The 20,090-nt window shown below is 36.0% G+C and carries 22 protein-coding genes; 15 read left to right on the top strand and 7 right to left on the bottom strand.

The features are described from left to right. The first annotated feature begins 18 nt into the window (after positions 1 to 18). From odhB to sucD, 4 genes are all read left to right on the top strand, one after another. A complete protein-coding gene (gene odhB, locus ACQVD9_RS09965) occupies positions 19 to 1,236 on the top strand; it encodes a 2-oxoglutarate dehydrogenase complex dihydrolipoyllysine-residue succinyltransferase (protein ID WP_264745887.1) in 1,218 nt (405 codons plus the stop codon). Between the two features lie 143 nt (positions 1,237 to 1,379). Beyond that, the gene (gene lpdA, locus ACQVD9_RS09960) at positions 1,380 to 2,816 is read left to right on the top strand and encodes a dihydrolipoyl dehydrogenase (protein WP_264745886.1); all 1,437 of its coding nucleotides are present in this window, start codon (positions 1,380 to 1,382) and stop codon (positions 2,814 to 2,816) included. Between the two features lie 133 nt (positions 2,817 to 2,949). Continuing rightward, a complete protein-coding gene (gene sucC / locus ACQVD9_RS09955; RefSeq protein ID WP_264745885.1) occupies positions 2,950 to 4,116 on the top strand; it encodes an ADP-forming succinate--CoA ligase subunit beta in 1,167 nt (388 codons plus the stop codon). After that, positions 4,116 to 4,997: a succinate--CoA ligase subunit alpha gene (sucD, locus tag ACQVD9_RS09950; RefSeq protein ID WP_264745884.1), complete on the top strand. Its 882-nt coding sequence runs from the start codon at positions 4,116 to 4,118 to the stop codon at positions 4,995 to 4,997. The genes sucC and sucD overlap by 1 nt, the downstream gene beginning before the upstream one ends. 183 nt (positions 4,998 to 5,180) lie before the next feature. Here sucD and ACQVD9_RS09945 read toward each other — a convergent pair whose 3' ends face one another. Both ACQVD9_RS09945 and ACQVD9_RS09940 read right to left on the bottom strand, forming a co-directional pair. Next, entirely contained in the window at positions 5,181 to 5,399 is a 219-nt protein-coding gene (locus tag ACQVD9_RS09945) for a GNAT family N-acetyltransferase (protein WP_413774194.1), read from the bottom strand. A gap of 29 nt (positions 5,400 to 5,428) precedes the next feature. Beyond that, positions 5,429 to 5,617 carry a hypothetical protein gene (locus ACQVD9_RS09940; protein WP_264745883.1) on the bottom strand — a complete coding sequence of 63 codons (189 nt, stop codon included), beginning with the start codon at positions 5,615 to 5,617 and terminating at the stop codon, positions 5,429 to 5,431. An 84-nt stretch (positions 5,618 to 5,701) separates the two neighbouring features. Here ACQVD9_RS09940 and rnz point away from each other — a divergent pair, with 84 nt between their 5' ends. Further along, the gene (rnz, locus tag ACQVD9_RS09935) at positions 5,702 to 6,616 is read left to right on the top strand and encodes a ribonuclease Z (protein ID WP_264745882.1); all 915 of its coding nucleotides are present in this window, start codon (positions 5,702 to 5,704) and stop codon (positions 6,614 to 6,616) included. A gap of 26 nt (positions 6,617 to 6,642) precedes the next feature. On the opposite strand, the gene dcd is transcribed toward rnz, so the two are convergent. Next, positions 6,643 to 7,209, bottom strand: a complete 567-nt coding sequence (gene dcd / locus ACQVD9_RS09930) for a dCTP deaminase (protein WP_264745881.1) — start codon at positions 7,207 to 7,209, stop codon at positions 6,643 to 6,645. A gap of 142 nt (positions 7,210 to 7,351) precedes the next feature. Next, complete coding sequence (gene ampE / locus ACQVD9_RS09925; RefSeq protein ID WP_264745880.1) at positions 7,352 to 8,200, bottom strand: regulatory signaling modulator protein AmpE; 849 nt, start codon at positions 8,198 to 8,200, stop codon at positions 7,352 to 7,354. A gap of 373 nt (positions 8,201 to 8,573) precedes the next feature. Here ampE and ACQVD9_RS09920 point away from each other — a divergent pair, with 373 nt between their 5' ends. The 4 genes from ACQVD9_RS09920 (at position 8,574) to ACQVD9_RS09905 (ending at position 10,613) form a co-directional block, all read left to right on the top strand. Further along, positions 8,574 to 9,065, top strand: a complete 492-nt coding sequence (locus tag ACQVD9_RS09920) for a hypothetical protein (RefSeq protein WP_264745879.1) — start codon at positions 8,574 to 8,576, stop codon at positions 9,063 to 9,065. 2 nt (positions 9,066 to 9,067) lie between these two features. After that, complete coding sequence (locus tag ACQVD9_RS09915; RefSeq protein WP_264745878.1) at positions 9,068 to 9,583, top strand: hypothetical protein; 516 nt, start codon at positions 9,068 to 9,070, stop codon at positions 9,581 to 9,583. A gap of 171 nt (positions 9,584 to 9,754) precedes the next feature. Further along, a complete protein-coding gene (locus ACQVD9_RS09910) occupies positions 9,755 to 10,162 on the top strand; it encodes a type II toxin-antitoxin system MqsA family antitoxin (protein ID WP_264745877.1) in 408 nt (135 codons plus the stop codon). 73 nt (positions 10,163 to 10,235) lie between these two features. Further along, entirely contained in the window at positions 10,236 to 10,613 is a 378-nt protein-coding gene (locus tag ACQVD9_RS09905) for a DUF4354 family protein (protein WP_264745876.1), read from the top strand. A gap of 51 nt (positions 10,614 to 10,664) precedes the next feature. On the opposite strand, the gene ACQVD9_RS09900 is transcribed toward ACQVD9_RS09905, so the two are convergent. Further along, complete coding sequence (locus ACQVD9_RS09900) at positions 10,665 to 12,110, bottom strand: catalase (protein WP_264745875.1); 1,446 nt, start codon at positions 12,108 to 12,110, stop codon at positions 10,665 to 10,667. A 355-nt stretch (positions 12,111 to 12,465) separates the two neighbouring features. Between ACQVD9_RS09900 and bioB the strand changes: the two genes are divergently transcribed. The 6 genes from bioB to ACQVD9_RS09870 are packed head-to-tail and all read left to right on the top strand — an operon-like array spanning position 12,466 to position 18,296. Continuing rightward, positions 12,466 to 13,515 (top strand): biotin synthase BioB, encoded by a 1,050-nt coding sequence (gene bioB, locus ACQVD9_RS09895; RefSeq protein ID WP_264745874.1) that lies wholly within the window; start codon positions 12,466 to 12,468, stop codon positions 13,513 to 13,515. A 12-nt stretch (positions 13,516 to 13,527) separates the two neighbouring features. Further along, complete coding sequence (gene bioF, locus ACQVD9_RS09890) at positions 13,528 to 14,700, top strand: 8-amino-7-oxononanoate synthase (protein WP_264745873.1); 1,173 nt, start codon at positions 13,528 to 13,530, stop codon at positions 14,698 to 14,700. Further along, on the top strand, positions 14,697 to 15,410 hold the full coding sequence (locus ACQVD9_RS09885) for an alpha/beta fold hydrolase (RefSeq protein WP_264745872.1): 714 nt from the start codon (positions 14,697 to 14,699) through the stop codon (positions 15,408 to 15,410). The genes bioF and ACQVD9_RS09885 overlap by 4 nt, the downstream gene beginning before the upstream one ends. Further along, positions 15,407 to 16,195, top strand: a complete 789-nt coding sequence (gene bioC, locus ACQVD9_RS09880; protein WP_264745871.1) for a malonyl-ACP O-methyltransferase BioC — start codon at positions 15,407 to 15,409, stop codon at positions 16,193 to 16,195. The genes ACQVD9_RS09885 and bioC overlap by 4 nt, the downstream gene beginning before the upstream one ends. 4 nt (positions 16,196 to 16,199) lie before the next feature. Next, positions 16,200 to 16,886, top strand: a complete 687-nt coding sequence (gene bioD / locus ACQVD9_RS09875) for a dethiobiotin synthase (RefSeq protein WP_264745870.1) — start codon at positions 16,200 to 16,202, stop codon at positions 16,884 to 16,886. A gap of 9 nt (positions 16,887 to 16,895) precedes the next feature. Beyond that, the gene (locus ACQVD9_RS09870) at positions 16,896 to 18,296 is read left to right on the top strand and encodes an adenosylmethionine--8-amino-7-oxononanoate transaminase (protein WP_264745869.1); all 1,401 of its coding nucleotides are present in this window, start codon (positions 16,896 to 16,898) and stop codon (positions 18,294 to 18,296) included. A gap of 16 nt (positions 18,297 to 18,312) precedes the next feature. On the opposite strand, the gene ACQVD9_RS09865 is transcribed toward ACQVD9_RS09870, so the two are convergent. Continuing rightward, on the bottom strand, positions 18,313 to 18,771 hold the full coding sequence (locus ACQVD9_RS09865) for a hypothetical protein (protein WP_264745868.1): 459 nt from the start codon (positions 18,769 to 18,771) through the stop codon (positions 18,313 to 18,315). Positions 18,772 to 18,864: 93 nt separating this feature from the next. Next, positions 18,865 to 20,058 (bottom strand): MFS transporter, encoded by a 1,194-nt coding sequence (locus ACQVD9_RS09860; RefSeq protein WP_264745867.1) that lies wholly within the window; start codon positions 20,056 to 20,058, stop codon positions 18,865 to 18,867. Positions 20,059 to 20,090 lie beyond the last annotated feature (32 nt).

Genomic DNA, 20,090 nt, shown 5'->3' with positions numbered 1-20,090 from the left:
AATTTAAGGAATTTTACAATGGCTCAAGAAATTAAAGCGCCTTCTTTTCCCGAATCCATCGCTGATGGTACTATTGCTAACTGGTTAAAAAAATCTGGCGAAGCCGTCAAGCGTGACGAATTGCTGGTCGAGATTGAAACTGACAAAGTAATGTTAGAGGTAGTTGCCCCTGCTGATGGTGTGTTAACTATTGTTAAAAATGAAGGTGATACTGTTTTAAGTAATGAAGTGATTGGTAGTGTTGATGAAAGTGCTACAGCATCAGCTGCTCCAGCTGCTAAAGCTGAAGTTACTCCAACCGCAGCTCCTGCATCAGTAACAGAAACATCTGATGAAGATCCAATTTTAGCTCCAGCAGCACGTAAATTAGCAGAAGAGAATAATATTGACCCAGCTACTATTAAAGGTACAGGTAAAGGTGGTCGTATTACTAAAGAAGATGTAGTTGCAGCGATTGCTAATAAATCATCTGCACCTGCTGCTTCTACTGCACCAAGAGCAGCTACTACAAACGTTCAAGTAGCAGTTGGTGATCGTGTTGAAAAACGAGTGCCAATGACACGTTTACGTGCTAAGGTAGCAGAGCGTTTAGTTGAAGCACAATCTTCTATGGCAATGTTAACTACTTTTAATGAAGTTAATATGAAGCCTATTATGGATTTACGCTCTAAATATAAAGACTTATTTGAAAAGAAACATGATGGTGTGCGTTTAGGCTTTATGTCTTTCTTTGTGAAAGCTGCTACTGAAGCATTAAAACGTTTCCCTGGTGTTAATGCTTCAATTGATGGTAATGACGTGGTATATCATGGTTATCAAGATATTGGTGTAGCTGTATCAAGCGACCGTGGTTTAGTAGTACCTGTACTTCGTAATGCTGAGTTTATGAGCCTTGCAGAAATTGAAGGTGGTATTGCCGATTTTGGTAAAAAAGCTAAAGCAGGCAAATTAACTATTGAAGAAATGACAGGTGGTACATTCACTATTTCTAATGGTGGGGTATTCGGTTCATTACTTTCAACACCAATTGTTAACCCACCACAAACTGCTATTTTAGGTATGCATAAAATTCAAGAGCGTCCTATGGCTGTAAATGGTCAAGTAGTTATTTTACCGATGATGTATCTAGCACTTTCTTATGATCACCGTATGATTGATGGTAAAGAAGCCGTTAGCTTCCTAGTAACAATGAAAGATTTATTAGAAGATCCTGCTCGTTTATTGTTAGATGTGTAATGTATAATTCAAGCCGCTTAGCGGCTTGAAGGTTTATTGCGGTTTTCTAAAAAGTATAGTAGTAATGATGCATTAGTTAACATCATTCTTAATGAATTAAAGTCACTCTGTTGTAAGAATATACACATACAAGGGATAAAATTATGAGTCAAAAATTTGATATCGTTGTTATTGGAGCAGGCCCTGGTGGTTATGTAGCTGCTATTCGTGCTGCACAAATGGGTTTTAAAACTGCTTGTATTGAAAAATATCAAGGTAAAGAAGGCAAGACCTCTTTAGGTGGTACTTGCTTGAATGTTGGCTGTATTCCTTCTAAAGCTCTATTAGATAGTACGTGGAAATACCACGAAGCTGAAGAGTCTTTTAAAATTCATGGTATTGCTGTAAAAGGTTTAGCCATGGATGTAGGTACTATGATTGCTCGTAAAGATACCATTGTTAAGAATTTAACAGGTGGTATTGGCATGTTATTTAAAGCTAATGGTGTTACCTTATTAGAAGGTCATGGCAAATTATTAGCTAACAAACAAGTAGAAGTAACAGGCTTAGATGGTAAAGTAGAAACTGTTGCAGCTGAAAATGTAATTATTGCTTCTGGTTCTCGTCCTATTGAAATTCCACCTACACCATTAAATGGTGATACTATTGTAGATTCTACAGGTGCATTAGACTTTACTGCCGTACCTAAGCGTTTAGGCGTAATTGGTGCGGGTGTAATTGGTCTTGAGTTAGGTTCTGTATGGGCACGTTTAGGTTCAGAAGTTACTGTATTAGAGGCAATGGATAAATTCCTGCCAGCAGTAGATGAGCAAGTAGCCAAAGAAGCTCAAAAAGTATTAACTAAACAAGGTCTTAATATTAAATTAGGTGCCCGTGTAACAGGCTCTAGCACTAAAGGTAAAACAGTTACTGTTGAGTACACAGATGCTGAAGGCGAGCAAAAAATCACTTTTGATAAAGTAATTGTAGCTGTTGGTCGTCGCCCAGTAACTACTGATTTACTCGCTGCGGATAGTGGTGTGAACATGGATGAGCGTGGCTTTATCTTTGTTGATGACTACTGCACAACTAGCGTACCAGGCGTTTATGCAATTGGTGACGTAGTACGCGGCCCAATGCTAGCCCATAAAGCTTCTGAAGAAGGTATTATGGTAGTAGAGCGCATTGCTGGTCATAAAGCACAAATGAGCTACGATTTAATTCCAGGTGTTATTTATACTCACCCAGAAATTGCATGGGTTGGTAAAAATGAACAAACCTTAAAAGCAGAAGGTGTTGAAATCAACATAGGTGTATTCCCATTTGCAGCTAGTGGTCGTGCTATGGCAGCTAATGATACTACAGGCTTTGTAAAAATCATTGCTGATGCTAAAACTGATCGTATTTTAGGTGGTCATGTAATTGGCCCAAGTGCAGCAGAACTAGTACAACAAATTGCTATTGCAATGGAATTTGGTTCAAGTGCAGAAGATGTAGGTATGATGATCTTCTCACATCCAACCGTTTCTGAGGCTGTTCACGAAGCCGCACTAGCAGTAAATGGACATGCTATTCACGTTGCTAACCGCAAAAAACGTTAATAACCGTCTTCAAATGGGGCATTTATTGCCCCATTTACTCGCCAGAAAGTAGTCAATAAACAAGCTGGCAATTAGGTGGTGGTACGATTCCGTATCATCTAAACATAGCAATACCAAAGAGATAGTATAGCTTATGAATCTCCATGAATATCAAGGTAAACAGTTATTTGCTGAATATGGATTACCTGTATCGAAAGGCATCGCAGTAGATACACCAGAAGAAGCCGCTGCGGCATGTACAACTATTGGTGGTACTGAGTGGGTTGTTAAAGCTCAAGTACACGCAGGTGGTCGTGGTAAAGCTGGTGGCGTAAAATTAGTAAAAGACCCAGCTGATGCAAAAGCTTTTGCAGCACAATGGTTAGGTAAAAGATTAGTTACTTATCAAACAGACGCTAATGGTCAACCTGTTAGTAAAATTTTAGTAGAAACATGTACTGATATTGATAAAGAATTATATTTAGGTGCAGTAGTTGATCGTTCAAGCCGCCGTATCGTATTTATGGCGTCTACTGAAGGTGGTGTTGAAATTGAGAAAGTAGCTCATGACACCCCAGAAAAAATCTTAAAAGCGACCATTGATCCATTAGTAGGTGCACAACCTTTCCAAGGCCGTGATTTAGCGTTTAAATTAGGCTTAAAAGGCGATCAAATCAAACAATTTACTAATATCTTCTTAGGTTTAGCTAAATTGTTCCAAGATTATGATTTAGCGTTATTAGAAATCAATCCATTAGTGATTAAGAAAGATGGTAACTTACACTGCCTAGACGCTAAAATTAATATTGATGGTAATGCTTTATATCGTCACCCTAAATTGCGTGAAATGCACGATCCATCACAAGATGACCCACGTGAAGCACACGCTGCACAATTTGAACTTAATTATGTAGCATTAGATGGCAACATCGGTTGTATGGTTAACGGTGCTGGTTTAGCAATGGGTACCATGGATATTGTAAACTTACACGGTGGCAAACCAGCTAACTTCCTAGACGTTGGTGGTGGTGCTACTAAAGAACGTGTAACCGAAGCGTTTAAAATTATCCTTTCTGACTCAAATGTTAAAGCCGTATTAGTAAATATCTTTGGTGGTATCGTACGTTGCGATATGATCGCTGAAGGTATTATTGGTGCAGTAAAAGAAGTAGGCGTAAAAGTACCTGTAGTGGTTCGTTTAGAGGGTAATAACGCTGAATTAGGTGCTAAAGTATTATCTGAAAGTGGCCTAAATATTATTGCTGCAAGTGGTTTAACTGATGCTGCACAAAAAGTGGTAGCGGCAGCGGAGGGTAAATAATGAGCGTTTTAATTAATAAAGATACTAAAGTTATTTGCCAAGGTTTTACTGGTAGCCAAGGTACATTCCACTCAGAACAAGCAATTGCTTATGGTACTAAAATGGTGGGTGGTGTTACTCCGGGTAAAGGTGGTACTACTCATTTAGGTTTGCCTGTATTTAATACAGTAAAAGAAGCGGTAGAAGCTACAGGTGCAGATGCCAGTGTTATCTATGTACCAGCTCCTTTCTGTAAAGATTCTATTTTAGAAGCTGCATTTGGTGGTATCAAATTAATCGTTTGTATCACTGAAGGTATTCCTACTATCGATATGTTAGAAGCTAAAGTTAAGTGTGACGAATTAGGCGTGGTACTTATTGGCCCTAACTGCCCAGGTGTTATCACTCCGGGTGAATGTAAAATTGGTATTCAACCAGGTCACATTCATTTACCAGGTAAAGTGGGTATTGTTTCTCGTTCTGGTACGTTAACTTATGAAGCGGTGAAACAAACGACTGATGCTGGTTTCGGTCAATCTACTTGTGTTGGTATTGGTGGCGACCCAATTCCAGGTTCTAGCTTTATCGATATCTTAAAGCTATTCCAGGCAGATCCTAAAACTGAAGCAATTGTGATGATTGGTGAAATTGGTGGTAGTGCAGAAGAAGAAGCAGCTGCATTTATTAAAGCTAATGTAACTAAGCCTGTAGTTTCTTATATTGCTGGTGTAACAGCTCCTGCTGGCAAACGTATGGGCCATGCGGGTGCAATTATTTCTGGTGGTAAAGGTACTGCTGATGAAAAATTTGCTGCCTTAGAAGATGCTGGTGTTAAAACTGTGCGTTCTTTAGCAGACATTGGCAAAGCGTTATCAGAGTTAACTGGTTGGCCAATGAAATAATTATTAGCATTGCTAATAAGTAAAAAAGGCCAAGCATTAATGCTTGGCCTTTTTTTATAGTTATATCACAAGAGAAAGAGGGATTAGTAGAAATATTGTGCGTGCCAAACTAATAGAGTATGGCTATTAGTAGTTAATAAACGAGTTAATATTGATTAGTAATAAAGTATTTACAGTGGAAAACTATTGTTTTTCTAAAAAAACAAAATCCAAATTGTCACTTATTTTTTGCCTTTTAAATTCCTTATAACCATTTTTAAGATAAAGCGCTAAGTTTTTTTTGCTTTTAGTACTGGTAAAAAGTTCATAACGTAGCTGAGGGTAGTATTTCTCTATAGTCAGTAAAAGCAATGTGCCCAACCCTTGATTTTGTTGATTAGGGTGTACTATAAGTTTGCCAATATGGAGGGTATTGTCATTTGTATAGCCTCTTACAGAACCAATAATTTGATGATGGGTAAAATAATACCTTTCTTAAACTCCTCCTCAACATTTATAAGTGTTTGTTTAAGCGGTGGTATATTAAAATTATTGAGTAATTTGGCTTCGCTTTGATAAGCTAATTTTTGCAGTTCTAAAATGGCAGGCAGGTCAGTTATAGTCGCTGGTTGAATAAGCATTGATCATTCCCTTTGCTAGTGTGTTGAGATACTATACATAGACAAAAAGTGATTAGTAAAGACAAAAGTATTGTCAGGAAATATATGGAATTAGTTTTTTTAGGCACTGGAGCAGGTTTACCCACTAAAGAACGTAATGTTACTAGTTGTGTGCTTAATTTAATGGCAGAGCGTAATACATTATGGTTGTTTGATTGTGGGGAGGGAACTCAGCATCAATTCTTACAGACAAGATTAAAAATTAATAAAATAGACAAAATTTTTATAACTCATTTACATGGTGATCATCTCTTTGGTTTACCAGGTTTATTGGGTAGTCGCTCTTTTAGAAATGAAGCAGGTGAGTTGACTGTATATGGCCCAAAAGGGATTAAACAGTTTTTAGAAGTTGTACTAAAAGTTTCTGAAAGTTATATCCCATATCCCCTTAATGTCGTAGAAATTGAAGAGGGTGTTATTTTTGAAGATGAGCAGTTTATTGTTACTACAGCTCTTTTAAATCATAGGGTGGCTAGCTATGGTTATAGGATTGTTGAGAAAGATAAATTAGGGCATTTGGATGTTGATTTATTAACAACTATGGATATCCCATCAGGCCCCCACTTAAAATATCTTAAAGAGGGACAAATAGTTACCTTGGAAGATGGCCGTGTTATTAATGGTAAAGATTTGCTTAAATCACCTGACAAAGGAAAAGTAGTTGCTATCTTTGGTGATACAAAGCCTACACCATCATCTATCATGTTAGCCAATAATGCAGATATTATGGTACATGAAGCCACTGTAGAAGGTTCATTAACAGAGGGTGCTGAAAAATATGGTCATTCGTCTACTACCCAAACAGCTACCATTGCCAAACAAGCAAATGTTAAAAAATTGATTATTACTCATATTAGTGCACGTTATGAGCTTATAGATAATGGACGTTTAGTCGACGAATGTAGGGCAATATTTGCCAATACAGAAATGGCAGTGGATTTTGCAGTATTTAAAGTATAAAAAAGGGGATTAAAATCCCCTTTATATTAAGCTTTTGGTAAGGTAACACCTGTTTGACCTTGGTATTTACCACCACGATCTTTATAAGAAATTTCACATACCTCATCAGACTCTAAAAATAACATCTGTGCCACGCCTTCATTAGCATAGATTTTGGCAGGTAAGTTAGTGGTATTAGAGAACTCTAAGGTTACATGACCTTCCCACTCAGGTTCTAACGGCGTTACATTAACGATAATGCCGCAACGTGCATAAGTACTTTTACCTAAACAAATAGTCAGTACATTACGTGGAATACGAAAGTATTCAACCGTACGAGCAAGGGCAAAAGAGTTAGGTGGAATAATACATACATCGCCTACAATATCAACAAAGCTTTTTTCATCAAAGTGCTTGGGGTCAACAGTGGCTGAGTGAATATTGGTAAATACTTTAAATTCATTGGCACAACGTACATCGTAACCATAACTAGAAACACCATAAGAAATAAGCTTTTCAGCACCTTCTGTACGAACTTGACGTTCAACAAAAGGTTCAATCATGCCATGTTCTAATGCCATACGGCGAATCCACTTATCTGCTTTTATACTCATGCCAAAGATTCCAGTAGTTGTTAAAAATAAGGGTTAATTTTAGCAGAGACTAAAATGAGGTTCTATCATTTAAATTAACTAGCTATTGATTAGTAGGGGTAGTATTAAGTAATTAAAGCATATAATTACTAATCAATAGGCTTTAATAGATAAAAATAATAAATAATGCGTAGATAACATACCATAATATGGCTGATCTAATCAGTAGATTCCATAATATGTCCAAAGAAGATATTTGTTCTCCTTCTTCACTAACTTCTTGTGTTTGTACTGCTGCAATACCTGCTTTATTTATTAACTCTTTAGCAGATAGTTTTTTATTAAAAAGCTCTTTTATAAGCACATCAAAGCAAGTGGTAAAGTGACCAACTAAGCAAAAGCTATAAATTAGGATACGGCTAGGCAACCAGTCTAAATAATAGCGAATAAAAGAGGCCTTTGCTCGTAGTTGTTCATTAACGGTTAAATCGTCAACAAGAGCAATCAAACGATAGAAAAGAGGGATAAGAGGACCTAATAACATGTACCAGAAAATAACAGCAAAAAAACCTTCATAGCTCTGCCATAATAGTTTGCTTTGGGCTTGATGAAGTAATTGGTTAGGGTTTTCTGTATCTATATCAGTTAAACCAAGATCTCGTTCAGCAGCAATTTTTAAGCCTTCTTGGTCATCACGTCGCCATGCATCACGGAATGAACCAAAGCGTTGTACTAAATCACCACGCCCTAATGCGTAAAGCATAATCGCTATATCAATAAAGAATAAGAAAATGCCGTGAAATATATTGTGAAGCAAGAAAATGATAATACCAATAATAATGACAGGTAATATGGTTAGCTTGAATATTGCATGGTTTGCACTACTTGCTTGAGAAGTTTGATTTTCACATTGTTGTAGCTGGTTTAACCAAAAGGAATCTTTTTGGATGCGATGACGGCCATTAGAAAACTTTTCTACAGCAATTAAAATAAGTAACACCAAAAAGGACATTAGTTTCTCCTAAGGGGATACAGGATAATTATGGCTAGATTTGTATCATAACTTAAAACGATAAGTAGTATGAGTAATTTATTAGTAATTGTATAACGTTTTATACAGTGCCATATAAGTAAAGAATAGAATCTTGTTTTTAATCATCAAGATAATTTTTAATCACTTTAATTGCTACAATCGCTATAATAATAACAATCACTATAGTGATTGATAGGGATAAAATATCGGAAGTCATTAACTTATTTCCTATACTTGCTCATAACTTTGGCCGCTAATTTAATACAGTTAGTCACTTGTTACAACTCTTGTTTATGATTTATGCGAAGGATTAGACAAGGCTATTAATGGAAATTTAAATAAGTATATTAATATGTCTAAAGTAATTATAAAACGGGTAATTATTGCTTTTATTTGTGTAATAGTGATTCCAGGTAGTTTTTATATGTTATTGAAAGGATTTCATAACGCTAGATATTATCAACGCTATTTAGAAGCTCCTAAATTAGCATGGAATCAAATGAAAACCATTGAGGCTACAAATTTACCTAGTGATGCACTAATAGAAGCTAATTTAAACAGTAAAATAATAGATTGGTCTGTTAATGGTAAAAATATTAATCGAATTGTTCGTTTATTTAGTTTTAAAGAACTGGCGATAAAAGAGCAAGAAAATAAGTTATTACTCTGTGATTTACAACGTTATCGTTTAAAACACCCCATAACAAAAGATTATTATGATGTACTTTTTAATGATAATGCTAAAGATAATAAACAAAATATGGAACAATTAAAGGCAATATATATACAGACAGTTAATAATGATTGGTTGCAAATACTTAACCTTTCTTGTGAGGCTAAATAACCATGAAAAAGAAAGTAATTAATTATTTGCTAGTGCCATTGGTTATTGTTGTTGCTTATAGCTTTTTAATGCAGCAAGCAATAGAGCAGGGGCGTTTTTATCATGCCCAAGAAGATTATTTATTAGAAGCCTCTTTGTTAGCCTACAATCCTGTGTCAAATTTATTAGAGCAAGAACAGCAAGATCTAACAACAAAAGAAAAGTTTTCAGTATTAAATTATATGCAATTTTATGATTTCTTAATTCGTAGTGATAATGTACCTAAAACTAATTCATTAGGAACTGTATTAGGGGTTGTTAATGATCAGATTGATACCGCCCCAGATACACAAAAGCAACAACGTCAAATGGTGCAACAAGTTGTCCCTTGTCGTTTGTTAAATCGTAAACAAAAGGGGATAATCCCTGATGGTAAGCAGCTGTTAAGAGATTACCAAAACAACTTTGTTGATTTATTAAAATTACAATTAGATGAAAAGCAAATAGTGACAATATGGTCAAAATTAACCTGTAATTAATTTTACTTAGTTATAATAAATAACAATCAGAATTATAAAGAATTTTTTACTTTATATTAGACCATGATACTAATTGATGTTGCTAACCTTATAGGTTAGTATGAGTCGTAAAGTATTAATATTTAGTAAGTTTGTTATGGTTATACAAAGTAATATAAAGAGGGAGCGATGATGACTATTAATAAATGTCCAGAGTGTGGTGCAAAGTTAGTCAGGGATAGGAAAGATTTTACCTATGCTTATAAAGGTGAAAGTGTAACCCTCAAAAAACTACCAGGTTTATATTGTACAGGTTGCGATGAAGTTATCTATGATATGGAGATTAGTCGATTAATTAGTGATGCAGCAACCATTTTAAATAAAAAAGTAAATGCTAAAGAAATAAACCCAGAATTTATAATACGGGTTCGTAAAAAGTTAGAGCTTACTCAACAAGAAGCCGCAGATATTTTTGGTGGGGGTGTAAACGCTTTTTCACGGTATGAAACAGGTAAGGCTGTACCTCCTGTATCTGTAGTTAAGTTATTGAAAATATTAGATAAACATCCAAATTTATTAGAGGAAGTGAAAGGAGCCTAGCACACAAAAGTTAGCCTAATGTTTACTATAATAAAAATTGAAGTTTTATCTGTATGATAATGAGGTTTTATTAATGAAAAAAGTAATAGCAACAGGTTTTGGGTTACTACTAGCTATCAATGTTTTTGCTGAAACTCCCTATGACACCGTAATGGTGAGATCAAATCAAGGTGAGTTAAGTGCTGTTTCTGTAGGTAATAAAGTATTTTATGTAAAGAGCTTTAATGTGGAGTTACTAAATATTGGGCCAAAAGCTGTAGATTTATCAAAAGTGTGCTTTAAAGCTTATGATGATAAAGGCAAAGAGTTTAAGGTAGATACTATTGATGAAACGTTTACTACAGGTATGTTAAAGGCACAAGGTCATATTAAGAGTTTTATTGAGTTTGCCTCAGAAGATGACTCTGTTTATAAGGCACAGATTGTAAAATTAGCAACTAAGTGTGATTAATATTTTATTATGAAAAAGGATTGAGCTTGATGTAAGCTCAATCCTAAATTCTTATTTAATGTCTAAGCCTTTAGCAACACCTTCGCCATAAGCCTGATCAGCTTTCAAGAAATGCTCAATTTGACGACGTTGAATAGTCTCATCAATCCCTCTCATTGAATTAACAATGTTATCAATTAATAAAGCTTTCTGCTCATCATTCATTAATCTAAATAAAGCGCCTGCTTGGCTGTAGTAATCTGTATCTTCACGATGATCATACTGATAAGCTGGGCCTGAATTAGATTCAGGGTAAATAGGTTCTTTAATATTAGTTTGTTTAGGTGCATCTTCAAAACTATTAGGTTCATAGTTTGGCATACCACCACTATTACCATCAAAACGCATAGAGCCATCACGTTGATAGGTATGATAAGGGCATTTAGGCCCATTTACTGGTAATTGTTGATAATTAGTACCAATACGATAACGTTGTGCATCAGCATAAGCAAAAACACGACCTTGTAACATTCTGTCAGGTGATAAACCTGTGCCAGGCACAACGTTGCTAGGTGCAAAGCCAGCTTGTTCTACTTCAGCAAAGTAGTTTTCAGGATTACGGTTTAATTCAAATTCACCCACTTCAATTAATGGGAATTCTTTTTGTGACCACACTTTAGTCACATCAAATGGGTTTTCAGTACGCTCACTGGCTTGTTTCTCAGTCATTACTTGAATATAAACCCCCCATTTTGGATAATCTCCACGCTCAATCGCATGGAATAAATCATCTTGAGCCCAATCTGGATTAGTACCTGCTAACTCTTCAGCTTTTTTAGGATGGATGTTCTTAATACCTTGTTTAGTTCTAAAGTGCCATTTAACCCAAGTACGAACCCCATCTTGGTTAATTAAGCTATATGTATGACTACCAAAACCATGCATATGACGATAACCATCAGGAATACCACGATCTGAGAATAAAATAGTTACTTGATGTAATGACTCAGGAGAAAGTGACCAGAAGTCCCACATCATACGAGGGCATTTTAAGTTAGTTTTTGGGTCACGTTTTTGAGTATGAATAAAGTCAGGGAATTTAATAGCATCACGAATAAAAAATACAGGTGTGTTATTACCCACTAAATCAAAGTTACCTTCTTCAGTATAGAATTTTAACGCGAAACCGCGTGGATCACGTGCAGTATCGGCAGAACCACGTTCACCACCTACCGTAGAGAAGCGAGCAAACATTGGTGTTTGTTTGCCTACTTTTGAGAATAGTTTTGCAAAAGTATATTTAGTGATATCGTTAGTCACTGTAAATATACCATGAGCGCCTGAACCCTTAGCATGAACACGTCTTTCAGGAATATTTTCACGGTTAAAGTGAGCTAATTTCTCAACTAAATGGAAGTCGTCTAAAGTCACTGGACCACGCTTGCCAGCAGTACGAGAGTTTTGATTGTCAGCTACAGGAGCACCGCTAGCTGAAGTTAAAATCGTTTTATTAGTCATATTATCTCTCCAATGAGGACTGTTTTTGAAAACTTGTATAAAGTATAGGGATATGTGATTAATTATAAAAATTAATAAAAACTAACTATATGATTTATTTTTTATATCGATTGTTGTTTTTAAATAGTTTTTAGTGTTAAGAGATTGTTATAAAAGGCTTTAAAATTAATAAAATAAATTAAAATAGTCATTTTAGTATATTTTTACTATTTATAATTAGCTAACAAAATATTTTTTTGTTTAATAAATAAACAAATGTAAACCGATGATATAAAAATAGTTGACAATAACTAGGATAATCCTATTATGATTAGTTAATTATTAGCCTGTAATTACTATTATTAAGGATACTTAGATGACATTAGGTGCTATTCGCCATGATTGGGTTTTAGCAGAAGTTCGCAATTTGCTTACGATGCCTTTTAATGATTTAATCTTCCAAGCTCAAACAGTACACCGTCAGCACTTTGATGCTAATCAGGTACAAGTATCTACCTTGTTATCTATTAAAACAGGAGCCTGTCCAGAAGATTGTAAATATTGTCCACAATCAGGCCATTATGACACAGGACTTGATAAAGAAAAATTACTAGAAGTACAAAAAGTTTTGGAAGAGGCTAAGGCCGCCAAGGAAATAGGCTCAACACGTTTTTGTATGGGGGCTGCGTGGAAACATCCAACTGTTAAAGATATGCCTTATGTACTAGAAATGGTAAAAGGTGTTAAAGCATTGGGTTTAGAGACCTGTATGACATTAGGTCGTTTAAATCAAGAGCAAGCAATGCAGTTAGCTGATGCTGGACTAGATTACTATAACCATAACTTAGATACTTCACCTGATTTTTACACCAATATTATTACTACCCGTACTTATAGTGAGCGTTTACAAACATTATCTTATGTTCGTGAAGCAGGCATGAAAATTTGCTCAGGTGGCATTTTAGGTATGGGGGAGTCATTGGATGATCGTGCTAATTTATTAATTCAATTAGCTAATTTACCTGAGCATCCTGAGAGTGTACCTATTAATAATCTAGTAAAAGTAAAAGGTACGCCCTTAGAAAATGCAGAAGATGTAGAGCCTTTTGATTTTATTCGAATGCTTGCCGTAGCAAGAATTATGATGCCTAAATCACATGTACGCTTATCAGCTGGTCGTGAGCAAATGAATGAGCAAATGCAATCCTTAGCCTTTTTAGCAGGTGCTAACTCGATTTTCTATGGGGATAGATTATTAACAACGGCTAACCCCCAAGCAGAAAAAGACCGTGCCTTATTTAAAAAGCTAGGCATTAAGCCTGAGCAAAGACAAGATCATGCTGATGAAGTACATCAAGCAGCCATTGAGCAAGCAGTATTAGAGCAACGTCAGTCCAGTATGTTTTATGATGCTACTAAAGCTTAATTAGGAGTTATCATGAGCTTTGATTTGGCTGCTCGTTGTGCTGAGCAAAAAGCTAAACACCTTTATCGAACGCGCTTGAATTTACAAAGCCCACAAGCGCCAGAAGTTAAGATAAATGGCCAGAACTACTTGGCATTTTGTAGCAATGACTACTTAGGTTTAGCTGCTCATCCTAAAGTAATTGAAGCTTTACAAATAGGTGCGAAACAGTGGGGAGTGGGTGGTGGTGCTTCTCATCTAGTTATTGGTCACAGTGAACCTCATCATCAACTAGAGCTTGAATTAGCAACATGGACGAAGCGTGAGCGGGTATTATTATTTACTACAGGCTACATGGCTAACCTAGCAGCAGTTACTAGTTTAGTGGGAAAACAAGATACTATTTTAGAAGATCGCTTAAACCATGCTTCATTGCTAGATGCAGGTTTATTAAGTGGTGCTCGTTTCTTTCGTTATCAGCATAATAACCCTGATAATTTACAACTACGTTCAAAAAGAGCAGTAGGTGATACGCTGATTGTAACTGATGGCGTATTTAGTATGGATGGTGATCTAGCTAACCTGCCTGCTATTTGTCAAATAGCCAAACAACAACAAGCATGGGTAATGGTAGATGATGCTCATGGTTTTGGTGTGTTAGGTGAAAATGGTGGCGGGATTGTTGAGCATTTTGGCTTAACCACCGCAGATGTGCCTGTATTAATTGGTACTTTAGGTAAAGCCTTTGGTACATCAGGCGCTTTTATTGCAGGTAGTGAGGAGTTAATAGAAACACTTATCCAATTTGCTCGCCCTTATATTTATACCACTAGCCAATCACCTGCTATAGCAGCAGCTACCTTACAAAGTCTCCAGTTAATTCAAGAGGAAGCTTGGCGTAGAACACATTTAAATAAATTGATTAAATTATTTAGAGAAGGGGCAGAGCAAATAGGTCTGCCTTTAATGGATAGCCAAACAGCCATTCAACCTATTCTAATAGGCGCAAGCGAACAAGCTATACAGTTTTCTGAAGCTTTAAAAGAACAACATATTTTAGTGACAGCTATCCGTCCCCCCACTGTTCCTGATGGTAGTGCCAGATTACGTATTACTTTAACCGCTGCACATACTGAGAATCATGTTGAACAACTATTAGAGGCATTAACTATTTGTTGGCAGCGTTTTAAAGGTTCTAATAAATGAAACAATCAATCTTTTTAGTAACAGGTTGGGGAATAGGAACAGTACCATTAGAAAACCTAGCTAATCAGTTAATAACATTAGGATATGAAGTTAAGCTGGCTGATTTACCTTATTTAGTAGATTCTACACGGTGGGTATCTAGTCTTGCAAAACAGTTAACAGAAAAAAGTTATTGGTTAGGTTGGTCTTTAGGCGGGCAATTACTCAGTCAAATGACTCAACAATATAGTGAGCAGTGCTTAGGATTGATAACTTTGGCTAGTAATACTTGTTTTAAAGCCCAAATAGATTGGCCTACGGCAATGGCAGAAGATACATTTATAAATTTCCAACAAAATTATCTTCAATCACCACAGCAAACAATAAAACGTTTTCTACAGCTAGTTGCTCAAGGTTGTGCGGATGCTAAGCAACTGGTAAGGCAATTACAACAAAGTTTACCAGATTATTCTACAGAGCAAGCTAATGCAGGTTTAGATCTTTTGGCTGTATTAGATACACAACAGGCATTAAAACAGTATAAAGGGTCACAATACCACTTGTTAGCAGAGTTAGATACATTAGTTCCAAGTAGCTGTAGCAAGGCAATAATTGATTTGTTACCAGAGGCTAGTGTAGAGTTACTAAAAGGTACTGGGCATGCTTTTCCTGTACAGTCATACCAATTGATAGCCGAAAAAGTAGATCAATTTATTAAGGCTAACTCATGAATGCAATAAGCAAACCCAGTAAATTGGATATTGCCGACTCTTTCTCCAAAGCAGCTACTAGTTATGACCATTCTGCGGAGTTACAAAGGACTATTGGTAAAAATCTATTAAACAGGTTACCAGATGCTTTCCAAGCTAATAGTATTTTAGATCTAGGCTGCGGTACAGGCTATTTTACTCAACAATTAAACAAAAAGTTTCCACAAGCAGCTTTATGTGGCCTAGACTTAGCAGAGGGAATGTTAAAACAAGCTCAACAATCTGTAACAATCAATAGCTGGATAGCTGGAGATGCAGAACAGCTCCCTATAAAAGATAATAGTATAGATCTTGTTTTTTCTAATTTAGCTTTACAGTGGTGTCATGACTTTTCAGCTGTACTTGATGAAGTGTACCGAGTTTTAACACCGCAAGGTATCTTTCTATTTACCAGTTTATGTGATGGTACATTAAGGGAGTTAAAACAAAGTTGGCAAGCTGTAGATAGTTATATTCATGTTAATAGTTTTATTAACTATCAACATTATCAACAATTAATACATAGTAGTAGATTCATCATTCAAGATACTCAATGTATTGCTGAGAAAAGTTATTATCCTAATTTGAAATTATTAATGAACGATTTAAAGGGAATAGGCGCACATAATATTAATCCACAACGTCATAAAGGATTAACAACTCGCCAGCAATTAAATACTTTAATAAATGCATATGATAGTTTTCGTACAACACAAGGGCTACCTGCAACTTATCAGGTTATTTACGGCTATTTAAGGAAAGGATAAAAACGTGTCATCACAAAAACCCTTTTTTATTACAGGTACAGATACAGAAATAGGTAAAACAACAATAGCATGTGGTTTGTTAGCTGCTGCCAAAGCCAAAGGATTATCAACCGCAGCAGTAAAGCCAGTGGCATCAGGCTGTGAGAAAACAGTAGAAGGTTTACGCAATGAAGACGCTTTAGCATTATGGGAGCATTGTTCATTACCTTTAGCGTATGCAGAAATTAATCCCATCGCTTTTGAGCCAGCAATAGCTCCCCATATTGCTGCGCAAGAAGCTAGGGTTAATTTGTCGGCAGTTAAATTATTGCCAGCCATACAGGTGGTTTTAGATAAAGGGGCTGATTTTAATGTTATAGAGGGCGCTGGTGGTTGGCGAGTACCTTTAAATGATAGTGAGTACTTATCAGATTTAGCTAAAAATTTAAAAGCTCCTGTTATTTTAGTTGTTGGAGTTCGTTTAGGTTGTGTTAGTCATGCGTTATTAACTAAACAAGCTATTGAACAAGATGGCTTGCAAGTGATTGCTTGGGTAGCCAATATTGTTGATCCTAATATGTCACGTTTAGATGAAAACTTACTAACATTACATACGCATTTAGCTTTACCTTGTTTAGGTGTTGTACCTTATATAGAAAATATAAAGGCTGAACAGATTATCAGCCATATAGATATTACCCCTTTATTATAGGAGATCGATGTGAGTTTAAATGATCAATGGATGCAACGAGATTTAGCAGTGTTATGGCATCCATGCACACAAATGAAAGATCATGAGCAATTACCATTAGTGCCTGTTAAAAAGGGTGAGGGTATTTGGTTAGAGGATTTTGATGGTAATCGTTATTTAGATGGTGTCAGCTCATGGTGGGTCAATGTGTTTGGTCATGCTAATCCTCGTATCAATGAACGAATTAAGCAACAAGTTGATCAATTAGAACATGTAATAATGGCAGGTTTTACTCACCAGCCTATTATTGAGTTATCAGAACGTTTAGTTGAGTTAACGCCAAAAGGATTAGATCGTTGTTTTTTTGCTGATAATGGCTCATCTTGTATCGAAATCGCTTTAAAAATGAGTTTTCATTATTGGTTAAATCAAGGCCAACCAGCTAAAAAGAAATTTATTACCTTAACCAATAGCTATCATGGTGAAACAGTCGCTGCTATGTCTGTGGGTGATGTAGCCTTGTTTACAGACACTTATAAGGCTTTATTATTTGATGCTATTAAAGTACCTTCACCTGATTGTTATCTAAGGGCAGAGGGCGTTACAGCAGAACAACATTCTTTAATGATGTTCAAGGAAATGGAACAAACTATAGCAGATAACCATCAGCAAGTAGCTGCCGTTATTGTTGAACCATTAATACAATGTGCTGGCGGCATGCGCATGTATCATCCTATTTATTTACAAAAATTAAGAGAGGCTTGTGATCGTTACAATGTCCATCTTATTTTTGATGAAATTGCAGTAGGATTTGGTCGTACAGGTACAATGTTTGCCTGTGAGCAAGCAGGTATTGCGCCTGATTTTTTATGTTTATCAAAAGCTCTAACAGGTGGCTACTTACCCATGTCGGTATGTATGACCAGTAATCAAACTTACCAAGCCTTTTATGATGAGTATAAAACCTTACGCGCTTTTTTACATTCCCATAGCTATACAGGTAATCCGTTAGCTAGTGCGGCCGCGTTAGCTACCTTAGATATTTTTAAAGAAGATAAGGTGATAGAAAATAATCGTCATTTAACTACTTGTTTAGCTAAAGCTGCTGCTCATTTAGCTGACCATCCTCATGTGGGCGAAGTACGTCAAACAGGAATGGTGTTAGCTGTGGAAATGGTGGCAGATAAACAAACTAAAGCTCCCTATCCATGGCAAGAGAGAAGAGGGTTGCAAGTGTTCCAGTATGCTTTAAGTCAAGGGTTATTATTAAGACCTATCGGTAATGTGGTTTACTTTATGCCACCTTATATTATTACTACAGAGCAAATTGAATGGATGGTTAAAGTCGCTGCTGAGGGTATTGAGCGAGCAACTAGTAGACCGGTTACTGCTGTGGGTAGTAATTCAATTAACTACAAAGATCCAGCTTAAATAAAAGCACAGTTTATTACTGTGCTTCTACTTTTTGACGTAATTCAGCAGAAGCTTGCTTACGCTTAGTTAAAGAATCATTGTTATTTAAAGCGGATAGGTTATTCATACCCTGTCTACGCATAAATCGCTCTTCCATCAATTGTGCTCTTTGGCGAACACGTTGTTCAGCAATACTCATTTGACGAGAGTCATTATTAGCTACTTGTTTTTGATTAACTTTATTAGCTGTTGCCTTTTGTTGATTTGGCTTAATAACAAAATTTACTCTTTTATTATTAGCTGCACTATTAGTTGCTACTGCTGGTTTAGCAGGGTTTGGGGTGGCCGAGCTAGAGGGCGTTGATGTTTTAAAAATTTCACCATGAATATCTACATTTTGACATTTGCCACCAGAAGGTCCTTCTAAGCAGGCTATTTCTGCATGAGCTAATACAGGAATTAAGCATAATCCAAGTAAAACTTTTTGCAACATAATCTAGATTCTCCAAAGGGTTTGTGCTATTTAATAACATATTATCAGGATTTGTCTATTAGTTTCGTCATTACCTAATAAATTTACTACTATTTATTGTTTTATAAGCCGCTCTGAACTAAAAAACATAAATAAAGTAATAACTATTGCTGCTGAACCTGCTACAACCGCTAAAGCTATACCATAATTACCACCAGTTTGGTTGGCTATATAGACTTGTAATGTTAAATTAATGGAAGCCAATAGATTACCCAGTTGATAAACAAAACCAGGCAATACTGCTCGAGTATTTTCTGGCATTAGCTCATTTAAATACACAGGAACTACACCCCAAGCACCTTGTACCATAAATTGCATAAAAAATGCGCCAATACCTAGCATAATAGAGTTGGTAGCAAATGCCCATAAAGGAATAGCAGGTAATGAAAGGAGTGCTGCGATAATAATTGCCTTACGACGACCAATTTTCGCAGATAGACTACCGAATAATATGCCGCCTAGAATGGAAGCGATGTTGTAGCAGATAGCTATAATACTGACCATATGTGGTTCAAAACCATGTTGTTTTTCAAGGAAAGTAGGATAAACATCTTGCGTACCATGGCTAAAAAAGTTAAAACAGGTCATTAATAAAATAGCATATAAACATAGTTTCCAGTGTTTTTTAACAATAGGCAGCAGTGCAACATTAGTTTTATGCTCATTTTTAGAAGCTAACCAGACAGGTGACTCTTCCACTTTAAACCAAATAAATACAGCTAATAAGATAGGTATTGAACCAATAATAAATAGTTTTTCCCAACCAATTAAACTAAATAGTGAGCCATAAACAATGGCTGCAATTAAATACCCAGCAGGGTAACCAGCTTGAAATAGACCAGATACAAAGCCCCTTGCTTGTTTGGGAGCAGTTTCTAAGGCTAGAGAAGAGGCTACACCCCAAATCCCTCCCATAGCAATACCATAAATACAACGAATGGCAATAAAGATAAAGAGTGTTGGAGCAAATGCTGAGGCTGCTTCTAGAATAGAGAATATAATAATATTGGTGATTAAAACAGGTTTTCTACCTACTTTTTCGGCCATACGACCAAATATTAATGCACCTATCGGTCGAACAGCTAAAGTTAGAAAGACAGCCAAAGAGACTTCTTGAACTGTCACATTAAAACTTGCTGCAATATCTTTAAGGACAAAAACTAAGATAAAAAAATCGAATGCGTCTAGTGTCCAACTGGTTACTGCTGCAAATACAGCGTTTTTTTGTTTTGAGGTCCATTGAGTCATAGCAATTACTCTCCAACAGATTTGTATTATTA

Source organism: Entomomonas sp. E7T21 (assembly GCF_058693955.1).
The sequence above is the reverse complement of the archived record's forward strand: the minus strand, read 5'-3'. Positions and strand labels throughout refer to the sequence as shown.

Bases quoted from the DNA above. Each gene is read 5' to 3' on its own strand.
- rnz (WP_264745882.1), top strand. From the start codon at position 5,702: ATGGAATTAGTTTTTTTAGGCACTGGAGCAGGTTTACCCACTAAAGAA.
- ACQVD9_RS09865 (WP_264745868.1), bottom strand. From the start codon at position 18,771: ATGTTGCAAAAAGTTTTACTTGGATTATGCTTAATTCCTGTATTAGCT.
- ACQVD9_RS09915 (WP_264745878.1), top strand. From the start codon at position 9,068: ATGAAAAAGAAAGTAATTAATTATTTGCTAGTGCCATTGGTTATTGTT.
- ACQVD9_RS09885 (WP_264745872.1), top strand. From the start codon at position 14,697: ATGAAACAATCAATCTTTTTAGTAACAGGTTGGGGAATAGGAACAGTA.
- ACQVD9_RS09920 (WP_264745879.1), top strand. From the start codon at position 8,574: ATGTCTAAAGTAATTATAAAACGGGTAATTATTGCTTTTATTTGTGTA.
- bioB (WP_264745874.1), top strand. From the start codon at position 12,466: ATGACATTAGGTGCTATTCGCCATGATTGGGTTTTAGCAGAAGTTCGC.
- dcd (WP_264745881.1), bottom strand. From the start codon at position 7,209: ATGAGTATAAAAGCAGATAAGTGGATTCGCCGTATGGCATTAGAACAT.
- bioF (WP_264745873.1), top strand. From the start codon at position 13,528: ATGAGCTTTGATTTGGCTGCTCGTTGTGCTGAGCAAAAAGCTAAACAC.
- ACQVD9_RS09910 (WP_264745877.1), top strand. From the start codon at position 9,755: ATGACTATTAATAAATGTCCAGAGTGTGGTGCAAAGTTAGTCAGGGAT.
- ACQVD9_RS09900 (WP_264745875.1), bottom strand. From the start codon at position 12,110: ATGACTAATAAAACGATTTTAACTTCAGCTAGCGGTGCTCCTGTAGCT.
- lpdA (WP_264745886.1), top strand. From the start codon at position 1,380: ATGAGTCAAAAATTTGATATCGTTGTTATTGGAGCAGGCCCTGGTGGT.
- ampE (WP_264745880.1), bottom strand. From the start codon at position 8,200: ATGTCCTTTTTGGTGTTACTTATTTTAATTGCTGTAGAAAAGTTTTCT.
- odhB (WP_264745887.1), top strand. From the start codon at position 19: ATGGCTCAAGAAATTAAAGCGCCTTCTTTTCCCGAATCCATCGCTGAT.
- ACQVD9_RS09860 (WP_264745867.1), bottom strand. From the start codon at position 20,058: ATGACTCAATGGACCTCAAAACAAAAAAACGCTGTATTTGCAGCAGTA.
- ACQVD9_RS09905 (WP_264745876.1), top strand. From the start codon at position 10,236: ATGAAAAAAGTAATAGCAACAGGTTTTGGGTTACTACTAGCTATCAAT.
- sucC (WP_264745885.1), top strand. From the start codon at position 2,950: ATGAATCTCCATGAATATCAAGGTAAACAGTTATTTGCTGAATATGGA.
- bioC (WP_264745871.1), top strand. From the start codon at position 15,407: ATGAATGCAATAAGCAAACCCAGTAAATTGGATATTGCCGACTCTTTC.
- sucD (WP_264745884.1), top strand. From the start codon at position 4,116: ATGAGCGTTTTAATTAATAAAGATACTAAAGTTATTTGCCAAGGTTTT.
- ACQVD9_RS09940 (WP_264745883.1), bottom strand. From the start codon at position 5,617: ATGCTTATTCAACCAGCGACTATAACTGACCTGCCTGCCATTTTAGAA.